This window comes from Dyadobacter sp., from assembly GCF_039919315.1.
In the GTDB taxonomy this organism is placed as follows: Bacteria; Bacteroidota; Bacteroidia; order Cytophagales; family Spirosomataceae; genus Dyadobacter.
In genome coordinates, this window is record NZ_JBDSFX010000035.1 from 12,371 (window position 1) to 27,471 (window position 15,101).

Consider the following 15,101-nt stretch of genomic DNA (forward strand, 5'->3'; position numbering starts at 1 on the left):
CTACTTTTGGTCCAGGGCCTCTTTATAGACTTTTAAACAGCGTTCCCTAGCCATTTTGTGATCTACCATTGGCTCCGGGTACTCATTCGTGCCAATTTCCGGAACCCATTTTTTAATATACTCACCTTTGGGATCAAATCGCTCGGCTTGCGCGGTTGGGTTGAAGATCCTGAAATAGGGAGCGGCATCCGTTCCGGAGCCAGCTGCCCATTGCCAACCGCCATTGTTGGCCGCCAGGTCATAATCCAAAAGCTTTTCCGCAAAATAAGCCTCTCCCCACCGCCAGTCAATCAGCAAATGTTTGGATAAAAAACTAGCTGTTACCATGCGTACGCGGTTGTGCATAAAGCCGATCTCGTTCAGCTGCCGCATACCAGCGTCCACCAGCGGGTAGCCCGTTTTCCCTTCGCACCATTTCTTGAAATCATCCTTATCGTACCGCCATTTAATGTGGTCATAGGCGCTCCGAAATGCTTTTCCTGTTCCTACGTGTGGGAAATTCGATAGTATTTGCTGGTAAAAATCCCGCCAGATCAGTTCATTGAGAAATGTACTACTATTCTTCTTTGCCTCTCTCGCCAGTTCCCTGATACTAACAGTTCCAAATCGCAGGTGAATTCCAATGCGGCTGGTAGCTTCAAGTGCCGGGAAATCTCTCTGATCATGATAATTTTGGAGTAAAGATGTGCTTACCTCATCAGAGGGAAAGCCATCTTCAACTTTTTCAAAACCCATCTCAGGCAATGAAGGGATGCTCGTTCCTTTCCATTTCAGAAAGTGTTTGAAGTACTTTTTATTGGGATAAGATGATAAATAGAAGTCATTGGCTTTGTCTTTCCAGGAGCGGCTATACGGTGTAAAAACCGTGTATGGTGAGTTTTGACCCGTCAATATTTCCCGTTTTTCAAAAATAACCTGGTCTTTGCAGCTTTTGAAAACGGTACCTTTCTCTTTTACAATCTTGAAAACTTCGCGATCCCGTTCCGTTGCGTAAGGCTCGTAATCGGTATTGGTATATACTTCCGCAATGTCATATTCATCGCTTAATGTCTTCCAAACTTCCAAAGGAAAACCATATTTCACGAGGATATCCGAGCCATTCGCTTGAAGTTCCTTCCGCATAGCTTCCAATGCCTGATAAATGAATGTTAACCGGCTATCTTTCTTATTATCAAGGTCATCTAGAATGTTTTTGTCAAAAATAAAAAGTGGAATAATCGGATACCCTGACCGCAGCGCGTAGTAAAGCCCCGCATTGTCATGAAGCCTGAGATCACGACGAAACCAGAATATTGCTATTTTCTTTTTGATTTTTAAGCTCATAGGATGCTAATGACTTTAATGATGCAGACTTTAGTGATGAATGCAGAAATTTGAATAAGTACGAAGTAAAGCTTTTTTTAGATTTTGTTCTCCTAGTATATTTACTTCGGCAGAGACTTGGATAGGTGTGACAGCTAAAATCCGGCCAGTGTTTACATTTTAACCATACCTTTTTCATGAAATTACAATTAACCGTCCTTTTTAGCCTGCTATGCCTGGTTGCAATCGGACAAAAAAATTCGGACAAGCAAGAATGGAAGCAGCTTTTCAATGGCAAAAACCTGGACGGCTGGGACATTAAGATCAGGGGATACGACCTGAATGATAACTATAACAATACTTTCCGTGTGGAAGATGGTAAAATGGTGGTGCGCTACGATAAGTACGACGACTTCAAGCAGAAGTACGGACATATTTTTTATAAAGGCGATTACTCGTACTATCGGATTTCAGTGGAGTACCGATTTGTAGGAGAGCAGGCGCCGAAGGGGGAAGGCTGGGCCTGGCGTAACAGCGGAATCATGGTTCACGGGCAACCTGCGGCTACCATGGGTAAAGACCAGGATTTCCCTGCGTCGATTGAAGTACAGCTTTTGGGAGGTAATGACAAGGTACGTACTACCTGTAACCTATGTACACCCGGTACCAATGTGGTCATGGATGGCAAGCTGATCACGCAGCACTGTGTGACTTCGAAATCAAAGACTTATAATGGTGACCAATGGGTAAAAGCAGAAGTGTTGGTCCTGGGCGACTCGCTGATCCAGCATTTTGCAAATGGGGAAATGGTATTGGAATATAACAAGCCGCAGCTTGGAGGAGGAAATGTAAGCGGAAATGATCCTTCAATTATCATTGCAGGAAAGCTCCTGGATCACGGATCAATATCTCTTCAAAGCGAAAGCCACCCTGTTGAGTTTAGAAAAGTGGAAATACTGGACCTCAAAGGATGCATGGATCCGAAAGCGACGAACTTTAAGTCTTACTATGTGAAGGCGGATAATACGAAGTGTGCGTATAAGAAGTAATTGAAAGAAGACTTGGCAAGTCTTGTAGACTTACCAAGTCTCTTTTTAATTTACAACCGCACAATCTCAGCGCCGATCGCATTCAAACGCGTATCAATATTCTGGTAACCGCGATCGATTTGCTCGATGTTGTCAATGATACTTACTCCTTTCGCGGACATGGCTGCGATCAGCAATGCAACGCCGGCCCGGATATCAGGCGAAGTCATACGAATGCCACGAAGCTGCGTTTCGCGGTTATGTCCTATAACAGTGGCGCGGTGTGGATCGCAAAGAATGATCTGAGCGCCCATTTCAATTAATTTATCTACAAAAAACAGACGGCTTTCAAACATTTTCTGGTGTACCAGTACGGTTCCCTGTGCTTGCGTGGCTGTTACGAGAATGATACTCAGCAAGTCGGGCGTGAAGCCTGGCCAGGGTGCATCGGCTACCGATAATGTAGAGCCGTCGAGGTAGTTTTCAATGCGGTAATGTTCCTGTGCGGGAATAAAGATATCGTCACCGCGGAATTCCATTTTGATTCCCAACCGCTGAAAAACATCAGGAATGATACCCAGTTGTGCAATCTGGCAATCTTTAATCGTTATTTCGGACTGGGTCATCGCTGCGAGACCGATAAAACTGCCGATCTCGATCATATCAGGAAGCATGGTATGCTCCGTGCCATGCAGCTCGCTAACACCTTCTACCGTAAGCAGGTTAGAGGCGATCCCTGAGATTTTTGCGCCCATGCGGTTGAGCATCTTGCATAATTGCTGCAAATAAGGCTCGCAAGCCGCATTGTAAATGGTAGTAATGCCTTCCGCCATCACAGCCGCCATGAGTACATTGGCTGTTCCGGTTACAGAAGCTTCATCCAAAAGCATATACGCCCCTTTCAGATTGGCCGCGTCTACTTTATAAAAACCACCGTCCTCTCCGTCATAGCTGAACTCAGCGCCTAGTTTTTCAAAACCCAAAAAATGGGTATCCAATCTTCTTCTGCCAATTTTGTCCCCACCCGGACGAGGAATTCTTCCTTTACGGAAACGAGCCAGCATAGGCCCTAAAAGCATCACCGACCCGCGAAGCGCAGCAGCTTTTTGTTTAAAAGATTCAGATTCCAGGTAATCGAGATTAATTTCACTCGCTTCGAAACGAATCGATGATTCGCTCAAACGCGTGCGGCGAACACCCAGGTCACCCAGCAGGTTGATCAGCTGATTGACGTCGCGGATATTTGGAATGTTATGAATAGTGACCGGTTCCTTTGTTAAAAGTACTGCACAGATGATCTGCAGTGCTTCGTTTTTAGCGCCTTGTGGTACAATCTCACCCTTGAGACGCTTATCTCCGGTTATTTTAAATGAAGCCATATAAGATTTGGGGGCAGTTTGACTGGATAAAATTAAACCTGGATGCTAGATTCCAGGTTTTTTACGGTTATTACGGTTGTTGTTATTATTACCGTTGTTGTTGTTCCGGCCTGCGAACTTGTTGTTGGGCCTGTTGCGATTGTTCGGGTTACCCTGGCTGTTTCCGCCCTGCCGCTCAGCATGTTGATTGGGCTGCGCTTTGAATCCGCCGCCTCCTACGTGATTACCCCGATTACGCTCCTGGTTATTGTTATTCCGATCCTTCGGAGCAGCATCTACCGGGCCATTGGCTCTGATATAATCAATTTCTTCGGTAAGCTGGCCTTTGCTAAGCTGTGCAAGTTGCACCAGCAGCACATTATCCTCGGGATTATCCTTGTTCCAGGTGTTGAAGAAGGACCGCATTAAGCGGAAAATGTAGGAAACGAATGCCAGTTTATCCTCTTTATTTTCAGTTTGGATCGCCTTTTCAAGCAACAGATCAATGTTCCGGCCGTAATGGCGGTACATCAGGTTTTGCTGATTATACGCCACTTTAAGCGGTTGTTTTCCCAAAGACTCTTTCGATGGCGGCGGGAAAGGACTATCTACATCTAATTGAAAACCGGAAATTATATACAGGTCGTCCCAGAGTTTATTGGTATAGTCCTGATTGTCCCTCATGTTGGGATGAATCTGCCGCATGAGTTCAATCAGAATGTGCGCGTAAAGATTGCGTTTTGCCTTATCCTCCATTTTTACAATGTGGTCGGCAAGTTTTTGTACGTTACTACCGTATTCTTTCAAGGGATTGAATTATTTTATATTCAGCAAAAATAAGAAGTTTTTACGGAAAGAAAATGTCAGAGTGGGCGAAAGGACACATAGCAAACCATAAGCGATCGATTTAGTACGTTATTTAATTAACTCGGATCAGTTTACCTTTTATTGTCTTTACTGTTTTCAATGATTGGCTCCCGCTATTTTGTTCTGATTTGATGGAATAAAAATACAATCCTGCCGGTAGCCGTTCGGGGGCCCAGTACCATTCATTTTTGCCAATGCGAGGTTTAAAAACGGATTCTTTTACTTTTCGTCCATAGCTATCGTGAATGGTAAGTGTCATGTTCTGACTGATGCTCAAACCTTCAAAATCCGCTGCAAACCTGAACCATTCAGTCGACGGATTAGGAAAAACGCTTACGTTAATCAATGTATCTGAGTCGCTGACCTTGAAATTGATATCATAGTCAGGAGCAAAATTGCGATTCCGGTCCCTGGCCTGAACGGTAACATGATAAGTGCCGGTTTCCAATGGTGCAGGTAAAGTCAGTTCCAGGTATGAATGTCCTGGTGAAATGTTTTTGCAAATCGCATGGTTCAGGTAAATCCTCTTTTCCCCGCAGCCCTGACATTTCTTTTTCATCCAAATCGTTATCCCGGAAGTATCACGCTGGACTTCGGATTCATCATGACCGATTAGTTCAATACCAAGCGTCGGCTGGTCTGAGACACATTCAAAATCAGTGATTTGTCTTTGATCGATCGTGACGAGTAGGACAGGAGTTGTATCATCGGCAATCGCTGAACTATCAATCGCATCAGCTTCTGGTAATCGGGCAGGGAAAATCCGGATGGCAGGGTCGCCGTGGAGATTCATCTGCTGGACGGTGATTTTATCCAGTATAGCAGGCTTTCGAAGCATATTCCGTTTGATGGCTTCTTGTTGAATGATCCCGAAAGGTGCGCTGGTGAAGTTAGAATCTGCCAAAACTTCGTAAAAAATGTCGGTATAGCGTTTTAATGACGTGGAGACACCATTAAATGTATGAGCAAGGAATAGTACCGCCCCACTTTTAGGTGCAAAAATCCAGTCACTGCTCAGGGTTTTGGTGGAATGAAAAATGCTTCCGGAGGCACAGCCATTCACGATGACGGCAGGATAGTGGGGATGGTTTTGGTACCGGGAAGCGGGATCGCTGGCTAGTCCAATGTCAATATCCGTAACATCCAACCCCGAATGCCCGAATAGCGTCATTAATGCAACACCTTTGTTGACGGGCTCGTACACTGGCAGCTTCTCCACCGGATCGTCTGTTTCTTTGGAAATGGTTACTACGGACGCAGCCAGGGCAGTATTTTGTATCTTTTGTTCAAAAGATTTTACATAGCTTTTAAACAAAGCAAGCTCGCCCCGCGATCGGCCGCCACTCAAATGCAGAATTTTTTTCCGCCAGGGTGATCGGGAAAGTTCTGCCTCCATTGCCTTTACTTTTTGCAGATAATCGTGCACTTGCTGCGCATTCAATGCATTAATCCTCCCGATCGGAACCGTCGGCCAGTCGGCGGAATCGGGGTTAGTGGCCATTACAAGGGCAATGTCCGAGCCGGGCCAACCTGCATTGGGTACCATATCCACCTGTCCTGCATCGGGTAATTTCCGGGCTTTTTGTGGGTCAATGGATCTCCCGATCAGAAAGACAAACTTCAAACTACCCTTTTGATGCAGCCAGGTGATCATGTTTTTGATCCCCTGCGGCCCCGGATCACCATAATTGAACTCATCATAGACCTCGGAACTGTGCACGATCAGCGGCTTGTAGCTTCCTCCCGCCGTGGAAGCGCGATAGTCTGCGTACGCCGTGACAGGATCGGTACCATCAATTGGAAGACGCATTAATGGGTGGCTAATGATCAGATAGTCAGTGAGAAGTGGATTGGTATGATGGAATTTGACCGGCTGGCATGAATGGACATGCATGGTTTCTTCTGGCTGAGTGTTTGACTTTTGCCGATATTTCAGCTTTAAATAAGAAACTGAAATGTGGCCTCCCTTTCCAAGCGGTACTAATGTGAAATTGACTTTGTTGTCTTTTTCCAGATCAGAAAGTAACATTTCCACATGGATCTTCACCGTGTTATTGTCGAGAAAATCAATGTTTGTGAGCTTGCGTAATGGGTTTTTAATACTCCCAGTCCATAGTTCAAACGAATGCTGCCCGGGTGACCATCCTGCCAGTAAAATTTCAATTGATGCTTTTTCAAAATGGTTTTTAACAGCATTTTCAGTCTGGACCGACGTTTCATAAGACTGATTTTCCTTCAATTCCGGTCCCGTCCAGCCTTCGCCGGTATCATAGGCAGTTACTACTGAACCCGTTTCAAAATTGCTTCCCGTTGGATAAAACGGTCCGGGCAGGTAATGTGAATTGAAAAGCTGCAAGGACTCTTCAACATGATAGCCCACGGTGTCAGACTGAATTTCAGGATCATTGACCAGCATTCTTTTGCCAACCGTACCGTCCATTTTCCAGGTCAAAAAATAAGCCGCTGTGTCGGAATACAGACTGTAATAGGAGTGAGGCATTGCCGCCGGAGACGTGTATAAAAGCGAATCCGCAGCTCCGTCATTCTTTTCTCCGTAAAAAATCAAGTAGCCGTCGTTGCCCAGCCTACCCGATTCGTCGGTAGTAGTTTCAATGGCCAATTCTTTTCCCCGTCGGAACATTTGTAGGCTGGCAGCGGGAATTTCATCAACGGGAACGCGGTACCTGTGAAGTTCCGCAGTTGAGATTTTGTAAATACCGGTTTTGGAAACCGGTATCCTGAAATAAACCTGACAGGGTTCTATCCATTCATTTCCATAAAGCCTTTGTGCTTCCGCAGATAATGGAAGTACTAATGTGAAGCAAATCAAGCAAAGCGTGTGTGTAAAAATCCTGTGCATACGTGAATTGGTACCACGGGAAAGAAGAGCCTGTCAATCGGATGTCTTCCTGACGTACACATTCATTGAAAACGAATAAATATGTTGGTCATCGACCCCGTGAAATTCAGAACTGATTAGTTCCCAGGCGTTTTGATCGACGACCGGAAAAAAAGCATCTCCTTCTACCTGTGTGTGAACAATGGTTAGATAAAGTTTTTGAACCAGCGGAAGCATTTCACGAAAAACCGTGGCCCCGCCTAATACAAATACTTCGCTTTCACCAGAAAGTAACGCAAGTGCACCGGAAATATCTTTGGCATACTCTGTCAGCGGTTCAGGCTGATCGGGAATATCAGAGGTAAGGATCACATTGCGGTAAGACGAGTGTAGCGCGTCCGGCGCTTCGAAGCTTTTTCTGCCCATTAAAAACGGTTTCCCATCGGTCACTTTTTTGAAATGCACCCACTCGTCGGGCAAGTGCCAGGGCAGGTGGTTTTGCATGCCGATCACATGGTTTTCACTCATGGCGGCGATGATATAAAGTTGTGGTATCGGTGTCAAAATGAGTTAGGTTAAGTTGGTATTTGACTTTTAATATGAACTGAAAAAATGATACCAAACTGTCAGTGGTCATTTTTTGCCGGTTAGCTAGAAAAATCACCATTCATCCAAAGTAGAATAATTTTTTAACATGGTACCTTGCATCACAAAGTACCTGTGTATACCTTTGTAATAGTAGAGCATTAGATTCTATCTGTTAGCCATGAACTTATTCATTTAATTAACACATGAGACCACATGAATATTGAAAATGCCCAAGTGCAGATGCGGAAGGGAATTTTGGAATTCTGCATCCTGCACATCATATCGAGGGGCGAAGTATACGCTTCGGATATGTTGGATGAATTAACGTCCGCTCGCATCATGGTGGTGGAAGGGACGTTGTACCCGCTTCTTACCAGGTTAAAAAATTCGGGCTGGCTGGATTATAAATGGGTGGAGTCGTCTTCGGGCCCTCCAAGGAAATATTATGTTTTGACGGATGAGGGGAAGATATTTCTGAATGCAATGCAGGCCACGTGGTTTGAACTGGCCGAGTCTGTACAGACGGTGATACATCGCTCAGAGGAATTGAGCAAAAGAGCTTCAATAAACCTTCCTGACCCTAACTGATCATTTAGAGACATTCGATTACTTCAATCATGAAAAAGACAATCAGCATTAACATAGGTGGCATCATCTTTCATATCGAGGAAGATGGTTACGAAAAACTGAAAAGCTACCTTACTTCGATACAAAAGTATTTTTCTTCTTTTGCCGACAGCAAGGAAATCGTGTCCGACATTGAGGGCAGGATTGCAGAGCGGTTTTTCAACAAGCAAAAGGCGGAAAATAAGCAGGTTATTTCACTTTCCGATGTGGAGGAACTGATCGCAGCCATGGGAACAGTGGCTGATTTTGAAGCCATCGAACAGGCGGAAGACATTCTAGCCGATCCATTGGAATCAGCTCCGTCACAGGCATCAACACCACAACCGGAAACGGCTTCTGCCTCATCTTCCACTTACCATGCTCCTAAAACAGAGCCGGTAACACCACTAAGCGCCCCGAAAAAACTTTACAGAGATTTACGCAGGAAATTGCTAGGCGGCGTTGCTGCTGGTCTGGCGCATTATTTCACCATTGATCCGATTTGGGTAAGGCTTGCGTTCCTATTCGCAGTAGTAGGCTTACCTGCCGGTTCTGGAATGCTGGATCTTAATATGGAAGATGAATTTGGCCCGTTTTCAGGGTTTATGGTACTGGTGTACATTGCCATGTGGATAGCATTCCCGGGTTCATCGACGCTGGAAGAGGATACCAAGATCAAGAAATTTTACCGTGATCCGGACCGTAAAGTAGTAGGCGGTGTAGCAGCGGGTGTAGCCTCTTATTTTGGCGTGGATCTGGGTGTTGTGCGATTCCTTTGGGTGTTATCAATCCTGCTTTTCGGAACCGGAGTTGTGATATACATTATACTTTGGGTCATTGCGCCTGTCGCCAATACGCTTACGGAAAAAATGGAAATGCAGGGGGAGCCGATCACGCTTTCCAATATTGAGTCCAATATCAAGCAAAGCCTTAACCTGGAAGAAAGAGGTGGCGAGGAGCATGGTCTTACCAAAGTGTTGCTTTTCCCTTTCCGGGCCATTGCGCTGGTCATAGGAGCATTGGGGAAGTTGCTTAGGGGTCTTGGCCCTATCATCAGGATCCTGATCGGTGCGTTTTTGATCGCCATGTCGGTACTAGGTTTGCTAACTTTGGTCATAGGCGGAGGTGTAGCATTGGGGCTGACCAATTCAGCAGCTTTTGACAATTTGCCCATTCCCTTTCTGATTTTCCAGGAATTACCAGGTGTTCTGATTCTATCAGGTATCCTTGTAGCAGCTATTCCATTGGTCACCTTCCTTTTACTGGGCCTGACGCTTTTGTCGAACAAAAGAATTGTGGGTGGTTCTGTGTGGCTTACAATGCTTGGTCTGTGGATCGTAGGGATCATTGGCAGCACGATCGGCGGTGTTTCTTACCAAAGAAATTTTGCTAAACGTGGAGAGGTGGTGCAGACAACTTTTTATCAGGCACCTGCCGGAACATTGACATTGGACTACAATTATATCAATGATGAAGAAAATGTAGATGTCGATATCAGACTGGCCGGATATACCACGACAACTGACAGCATTAAACTAGACAAAACATTACACGCCCGTGGCAAAAGTCGCCAGGAAGCGGAAAAAAATGCGTCGGGATTAGTGTATAATGTTGATGTTAAGGACTCTGTGTTCCTTTTTAAGGAAGGGCCATTGCTGGCTGGCCGCGGACCTTACAGGGACCAACGCATTGACCTGATTGTGAACATTCCTTATAACAAGAAGTTTGTAATGTCCCGTGATTTTTACTTTTCCTTAAATCATTGGGAAACAGATCAGCAAAACCTCAAGCATTATGATCTTGGCGATAACCGTGATGTTATCTGGAATAACCTGATATGGGAAATGCGCCGCGATTCCGGTCTGATCTGTACCAATATTCCTGCCAAATACATTCGTAGTGAAAATGAGGGGGAGAGCAACGAAAATTCAGGATATTCATTTGAATATGACGATAACAATGACCTAGAACTTGGCGAGCGCGGAAATTACAGCAAACAATTTCCTGTTGGAGATTTCAAAAAAGTGGATATCGGCGGTGCCTATTCCATTATCATCCGTCAGGGAGCAGAATACAATGTAACTGCCGACAGCGAAGAATCCGAGGACGTCGATGATCTGAAAGTGTACGTGGAAGACGGCACATTAAGAGTAAAACGTACCACAGAATTCAGCTTGTTCGACAGCGATAAATGGAAACGGATCGGACTGGTGATCACGATGCCGACAGTGGAAGGACTATCATTGTCCGGAGCCAACAAGACGCTGGTTACCGGCTTTAAGGGACTAGCCAAGTTGAATGTGGATATTTCAGGTGCTTCGAAATCGGAGATCAACGTCGAAACTGACCAGCTTACCGTGGGTGTTTCAGGAGCTTCGAAGGCTACTCTGAAAGGTTCAGCCAAATCGGCTAACATCGACGCACACGGTGCTTGTAAAGTTACAGCCACTGAAATGAGTATTCAGAATGCGGATGTGGATGCATCCGGCGCTTCGAAAGTTGAATTGGGAAGGGTGCCGAACCTGAACCGTCACGCCAGCGGCGCCAGTAAAATTGATGTGCAGGAATAATAATGACACCCGATGCAACTTTTGAGATTGCGATGTCATCTTTTCAAAAAAATCTAATTAATACCATGAAAAAGTCACTCATATTTTGCGCCGCAGTTTTCACGCTGGCAACCTTGGCAATGAGCGCGAATGCGCAGGATTCCCGTAACTTCTCAGCTTCCGGTTTCAATAAATTGTCTATGGGCAGCTCATTTAAGATTGAAGTAAAGCAAGGGAGTAGTTTCAGTATCTCAACTTCGGGCCGCAAGGAGGATCTTGACGATCTGGAATCGTCGGTAAAAGGAGGCACATTCCACCTGGGCTATAAAGGCAATAATTGGAACAAAAACAGAAAGACTGTGAATGTCAATATCACAATGCCTGCTTTGGAAGGAGTTGATTTTTCGGGAGCCAGCAAGGCCAATGTTTCCAATTTTACCGGTGTGAAAACCATGGATATTGAAGTTTCAGGAGCATCGGGCGTTACCATGGCGCTGTCGGCACCCAAAGTTAGCTTCGATTTGTCAGGAGCGTCATCGCTTACATTGACCGGGCAAGGAGACATTCTGACGGGGGAAGTTTCAGGAGCATCATCTTTTAAAGGAAGAGAGTTTTCGAGCAAAATCGTCAACATTGATGCTTCGGGAGCGAGCAGCGCCGCAGTAGTAGCCAGCGCCACGGTAAATGCCGAAGCTAGTGGTGCCAGCAGTATCCGGTACTCAGGCGGCGCGAAAGACATTCATTCCAGCACCTCGGGAGCGAGTTCAGTGAAAAGAGATTAAGATTTTATATTCACCATGAAACAAAAACGGACCTGCATTTTGTGGGTCCGTTTTTTGTTACTTACAATTTTGATATCTGTAATTCGTAGTCCAGCTTAGCTTATCCGGATTTGGGTCTGGCATCGATGTTAAGCTCTCGGGATAACCCGCCGCGTTGTATTGATAGGAAAATTTATTCACAGACACTAGGTTATTGTTCTGAAAGTTGGTGGTTTTCTCTTCAACAAGATTATTCACGCCATCCGTCGACTGAATGGTGGGGATTGGGTCGGGAATGCCTTTAAATTTCAAAGGAATTAAGTTATCGGGATTTGGATGATTATCATATTTGAATTCCTGCTTGAAGATAGCCTTGTTATCCACAATTGATTCAACAGAAGTTAGATTGCCATTTGTATCATAACCCAGATTAAAGCCTCCAACGCTGAAAATGTATTTGATTGCTAAACCCTTGTCATTGTAATTGATCGTCTGTTTGTCTCCTTTCGTACTTGTAAAAACATTGGAAGCTCTTACGCCATTCGCATAAGTGGTCACGCTGGTACTGCCACCCTCAGAAGTTTCGGTGGAGGTAATTGTCTTCCCATTGGAATCGTATTGATAAACTCTTTTACTGATAACGGTCGTCTCAACCGGACTTTGCTGGTCACCAATAAATGTAGTTACATTCTTCAATGTGCTGGACGCAACATGGTCGGATTCGTAAGTAAAATCCGTAGTCTCCACTGTGATCTTGCTGGCGTTTTTGAATGGCCCTGAATTACCTTCATAGTAGCCGCCTGTTGTTTTGACAATGAATGATTTAGTAGCAATCATTTGTTTTAGAAAACCCTGCCCATCATATGTAAACGCATATTTTCTCTGATTTGTTGACCTATTAAATTCAATGTTTGTTTGTGGATCGGTGCTTATAGAGATATAGGTCGTGTTCGCCGAAGTCAACAAGCCTTTTTCATCCAGCGTAAGATCAGAATTGTGCTCATCTTGTAAACTCTGTGAGTAATTTACTTTATAATTTTTGCCAAGATAAGTGCAAGAGATCGGCTCCACTTCCTTTTTATCTTTTGAACATGAGAATGCCAGAGAGGTAATGATTGAGATCAAGATAATGACCCTGAATTTTCGCATAAAAGGTGAGCGTTGTTTAACCGAAGTAGTAAGTAACCCATGATTACTTTCACAATTTGGGATAAATCAGTTTCTTTTACAACTTGCAATGTTCAACAGACTACCTATGCTCACGTTATGATCAGAAAATATCTACTTTCCATCGTGCTCTTTCTGACTCTTTTCCAAACCGCCGCCATCGCTCAGGGAAGGAACAAGTTTGGCAGCCGTTATACTAATCCATTTGGCGTTTTGAGCGTTACCGCCGGTGTCGGCATCGCTTACTATATGGGTGACCTGGCCGATGGGGTCAATATGAAGCATCTGGGTTTGGGGCCATCTGTTTCCTTGGGTGCGCAATACCGCCTCACTGAGCATGTGAGCGCGCGCGGAGAACTAAGGTTTTATCAGGTTTCGGGTGATCAAAAGTATTCCAAAAATTTCCAGAATAACCTCTCATTCAAAACATTTAATCCTGACCTGAACCTGGGTTTGCAGTTTGATCTGTTTTCTTTTAATCGTCAGGCTCCCATTAACCCCTACATTTTCGGTGGAGTGGGTGCTACATTGCTGAATCCAAAAGCTGAAATTGATAATGAATGGGTTAGTCTTGCCCCGCTCACGACCGAGGGCATCAAGTACAGCCGCTTACCATTGGTATTCACGGGAGGAATTGGGGTCTCATTTAAAACAACCCAGCGGCTGAGCCTGGGTGTGGAGCTCTGCAATAATTTTCTCAATTCCGATTATCTGGATGATGTCAGTACGGTATACCCTAATCCTGACCAGCTTCCAACCGACCTGGCACGTCGGCTTTCTGACCGTGCCCCGGAGATAGGCGAGCAGCCCCGGCAGCCCGGATGGAGCCGGGGCAGTGCGAAAAGCAAAGACAGTTATCTGTTCCTGCAAGTTCGCGCTACTTACCTGATAGGAAACAGGATGCAGGCCATTGAAAGAAGAAAAACCCGTTGTCCCAAATTTTAATCCATTTGAATACCTGATGATGCTGAAGCCGAAACATCCCCACCAGTCAGAAGTGACCATGACCGAAATGGTACTTCCCAATGATACCAATACACTTAACAATCTAATGGGAGGGCGGCTTTTGCACTGGATGGATATTTGCGCCGCCATTTCTGCCCAAAAGCATTCCAATCGCATTGTTGTGACGGCATCGGTGGATAATGTGTCTTTTACTGAACCCATACGGCTGGGTAACATTGTCACGATGCGGGCGAAGGTAACCCGGGCTTTCAACTCGTCCATGGAAGTATTTCTGGAAGTGTGGGCGGAAGACATTCCTGCTGGCCTGCGGGTTAGTACCAATAGGGCCTTTTACACATTTGTAGCCGTGGACCAGAACGGCAGACCTATCGAAGTACCCGCATTGGAACCCGAAACTGATGAAGAGCATGAATTGCATTTGAGCGCACTTCGTCGCCGACAGCTACGGCTTGTACTGGCCGGGCGCATGAAAGCCACGGAGGCCACCGAACTGAAAGCACTTTTTCAGGCTGAATAAAGCGGTCGGAACATCATAATTTGGTAATTTTACCCGATCAATCCTATTTAACATATGTCCAAAGAAATCATATTTTCAGATAAAGCACCGGCACCGATCGGGCCTTACAGCCAGGCTGTTAAAGTAAACGGAACTGTTTATGTTTCAGGACAGATCGCCGCTGAGGCTGCGAAGTCTGGCGATATCAAAGCGGAGACTGGCCTGGTGATGCAAAACATCGGTCATATTCTGGGTGCAGCCGGCCTGGGTTTTCCTAATGTTGTGAAAGCCAGCATATTTTTGAAGGATATGAATGACTTTACGTCGGTGAATGAAATTTACGGAAGCTTTTTTACCAAAGAGCCTCCCGCTCGTGAGACTGTACAAGTTGCGCGCCTGCCTAAGGATGTGAATGTGGAAATATCGGTGATTGCAGTGGAGTTGTAGTGTCAGATGTTGTCACTTATTGTCAGGTATAGTCATTTATTGTCAGATATAGTCAAAACAAAAAATGACCATCAATGACGACCAATGACCACAACATGAAAATAACCGACAATCCGCAAGACCTAGT

At 45.2% G+C, this 15,101-nt stretch carries 13 protein-coding genes; 7 read left to right on the forward strand and 6 right to left on the reverse strand.

The genetic code is table 11. The features are described 5' to 3' along the window. On the reverse strand, positions 1-1,323 hold the full coding sequence (locus ABIO93_RS09980; RefSeq protein ID WP_348067088.1) for a deoxyribodipyrimidine photo-lyase: 1,323 nt from the start codon (positions 1,321-1,323) through the stop codon (positions 1-3). Positions 1,324-1,499: 176 nt separating this feature from the next. Here ABIO93_RS09980 and ABIO93_RS09985 point away from each other — a divergent pair, with 176 nt between their 5' ends. Then, the gene (locus ABIO93_RS09985; protein ID WP_348067090.1) at positions 1,500-2,351 is read left to right on the forward strand and encodes a DUF1080 domain-containing protein; all 852 of its coding nucleotides are present in this window, start codon (positions 1,500-1,502) and stop codon (positions 2,349-2,351) included. A 50-nt stretch (positions 2,352-2,401) separates the two neighbouring features. Here ABIO93_RS09985 and murA read toward each other — a convergent pair whose 3' ends face one another. The 4 genes from murA to ABIO93_RS10005 form a co-directional block, all read right to left on the reverse strand. Then, positions 2,402-3,709, reverse strand: coding sequence for a UDP-N-acetylglucosamine 1-carboxyvinyltransferase (gene murA, locus ABIO93_RS09990; protein WP_348067092.1), 1,308 nt, complete (start codon positions 3,707-3,709; stop codon positions 2,402-2,404). 45 nt (positions 3,710-3,754) lie between these two features. Continuing rightward, on the reverse strand, positions 3,755-4,495 hold the full coding sequence (locus ABIO93_RS09995; RefSeq protein WP_348067094.1) for a DUF4290 domain-containing protein: 741 nt from the start codon (positions 4,493-4,495) through the stop codon (positions 3,755-3,757). Between the two features lie 112 nt (positions 4,496-4,607). After that, the gene (locus tag ABIO93_RS10000) at positions 4,608-7,415 is read right to left on the reverse strand and encodes a C25 family cysteine peptidase (RefSeq protein WP_348067096.1); all 2,808 of its coding nucleotides are present in this window, start codon (positions 7,413-7,415) and stop codon (positions 4,608-4,610) included. Positions 7,416-7,448: 33 nt separating this feature from the next. Beyond that, the gene (locus ABIO93_RS10005; protein ID WP_348067098.1) at positions 7,449-7,958 is read right to left on the reverse strand and encodes a dihydrofolate reductase; all 510 of its coding nucleotides are present in this window, start codon (positions 7,956-7,958) and stop codon (positions 7,449-7,451) included. Positions 7,959-8,195: 237 nt separating this feature from the next. Between ABIO93_RS10005 and ABIO93_RS10010 the strand changes: the two genes are divergently transcribed. From ABIO93_RS10010 to ABIO93_RS10020, 3 genes are all read left to right on the forward strand, one after another. Then, positions 8,196-8,570 carry a PadR family transcriptional regulator gene (locus ABIO93_RS10010; protein WP_348067100.1) on the forward strand — a complete coding sequence of 125 codons (375 nt, stop codon included), beginning with the start codon at positions 8,196-8,198 and terminating at the stop codon, positions 8,568-8,570. A gap of 29 nt (positions 8,571-8,599) precedes the next feature. After that, positions 8,600-11,158 carry a PspC domain-containing protein gene (locus ABIO93_RS10015; RefSeq protein ID WP_348067102.1) on the forward strand — a complete coding sequence of 853 codons (2,559 nt, stop codon included), beginning with the start codon at positions 8,600-8,602 and terminating at the stop codon, positions 11,156-11,158. A 65-nt stretch (positions 11,159-11,223) separates the two neighbouring features. After that, on the forward strand, positions 11,224-11,919 hold the full coding sequence (locus tag ABIO93_RS10020) for a DUF2807 domain-containing protein (RefSeq protein ID WP_348067104.1): 696 nt from the start codon (positions 11,224-11,226) through the stop codon (positions 11,917-11,919). A gap of 57 nt (positions 11,920-11,976) precedes the next feature. Here ABIO93_RS10020 and ABIO93_RS10025 read toward each other — a convergent pair whose 3' ends face one another. Then, positions 11,977-13,047, reverse strand: coding sequence for a hypothetical protein (locus tag ABIO93_RS10025; protein ID WP_348067106.1), 1,071 nt, complete (start codon positions 13,045-13,047; stop codon positions 11,977-11,979). Positions 13,048-13,164: 117 nt separating this feature from the next. Between ABIO93_RS10025 and ABIO93_RS10030 the strand changes: the two genes are divergently transcribed. The 3 genes from ABIO93_RS10030 to ABIO93_RS10040 are packed head-to-tail and all read left to right on the forward strand — an operon-like array spanning position 13,165 to position 14,974. Further along, positions 13,165-14,010, forward strand: a complete 846-nt coding sequence (locus tag ABIO93_RS10030) for an outer membrane beta-barrel protein (RefSeq protein WP_348067108.1) — start codon at positions 13,165-13,167, stop codon at positions 14,008-14,010. Between the two features lie 19 nt (positions 14,011-14,029). Beyond that, positions 14,030-14,548 (forward strand): acyl-CoA thioesterase, encoded by a 519-nt coding sequence (locus tag ABIO93_RS10035; RefSeq protein ID WP_348067266.1) that lies wholly within the window; start codon positions 14,030-14,032, stop codon positions 14,546-14,548. Positions 14,549-14,602: 54 nt separating this feature from the next. Beyond that, on the forward strand, positions 14,603-14,974 hold the full coding sequence (locus tag ABIO93_RS10040; protein WP_348067110.1) for a Rid family detoxifying hydrolase: 372 nt from the start codon (positions 14,603-14,605) through the stop codon (positions 14,972-14,974). Positions 14,975-15,101 lie beyond the last annotated feature (127 nt).